Below are 1,107 nucleotides of genomic sequence, written 5' to 3'. Positions count from 1 at the left end.
GACTAGTGCGGTGCGTCGTTAAATTAGCATCCGGTCTATGTTTAGATATGGGTCATGGGCAAAATGAATCTGACCGAGACCGAACGCGAGCAACTGCTGTCAGCGGCGCGCAGCCGAACGGTGCGTGCGGCGGACGTACGACGCGCGAAGTTGATCCTGATGCTCGAGGACGGCGAATCGCGCGACAGTATCATGCGCACCCTGGGTTGCGACTCGCGCTTCATCGCACGCTGGTCGGGGCGCTTTCTTAGCGAGCGACTGTCCGGTATGTACGCCCGGCACCCCGGGCGCGCTCCCAAGCAGCCGCCGGCGCGACTTGAGGCGCGGGTGCTCAACCACACTCTCAAGCACAAACCCGCCGACGGCTCGACACACTGGAGTAGCTACAAGCTCGCGGCAGAGCTCGGCGACGTGTCGGTCTCGGCCGTGCAGCGGATCTGGCGCAAGCACGGCATCAAGCCGCAACAGTTAGAGCGGCACATGATCTCCAACGACCCGGACTTCGAGGCCAAGGCGGCCGACGTGATCGGGCTTTACCTGAACCCGCCGGCGCACGCAGCGGTGTTCTGTGTGGACGAGAAGACTGCGATTCAGGCACTCGACCGCAAGGACCGGATGCTGCCGCTGTCGCCAGGGCGCGCCGAGAGTCACGGCTTCGAGTACAAGCGCAACGGCACGCTCACCTTGTTCGCGGCGTTCAATACTGCTACCAACGAAGTGTTTGGCAAGACGGCGCCGCGCCACACAAGCGAACAGTTCGTAGCCTTTTTGACCGATGTCGTCGCCAGTCAGCCCAAACGCAGGGAAATCCACGTCATCTGTGACAACGTCAGCAGCCATAAGACGGAGCGGGTCGCCGACTTCCTCAACGCTCATCGCAACGTACGTCTGCACTTCACGCCGACCTACTCGTCGTGGCTCAACCAAGTGGAAAATTGGTTCTCGCGCATCCAGCGTGATGTGATCGCCCGCGGCATCTTCACTTCGGTAAAAGACCTGGATCGCAAACTCATGCACTACATGCACAACAAAAATCCAAAGCCGATCAAATGGAAGTATGACGATCCTTCACGCCGGATCCGCCGGTGCCAAATCAATGACGCAGCC

Annotated in this window: 1 protein-coding gene; it reads left to right on the top strand. The window is 60.3% G+C overall.

The window, feature by feature from the left end:
- Positions 1–54: 54 nt before the first annotated feature.
- Positions 55–1,107 (top strand): IS630 family transposase (locus PQR08_RS38540; RefSeq protein WP_408164468.1); only part of this gene is annotated, 1,053 nt, incomplete at its 3' end.

It is taken from the genome of Caballeronia jiangsuensis (genome assembly GCF_046030135.1).
GTDB classification, from domain to species: domain Bacteria; phylum Pseudomonadota; class Gammaproteobacteria; order Burkholderiales; family Burkholderiaceae; genus Caballeronia; species Caballeronia jiangsuensis.
The sequence above is the reverse complement of the archived record's forward strand: the minus strand, read 5'-3'. Positions and strand labels throughout refer to the sequence as shown.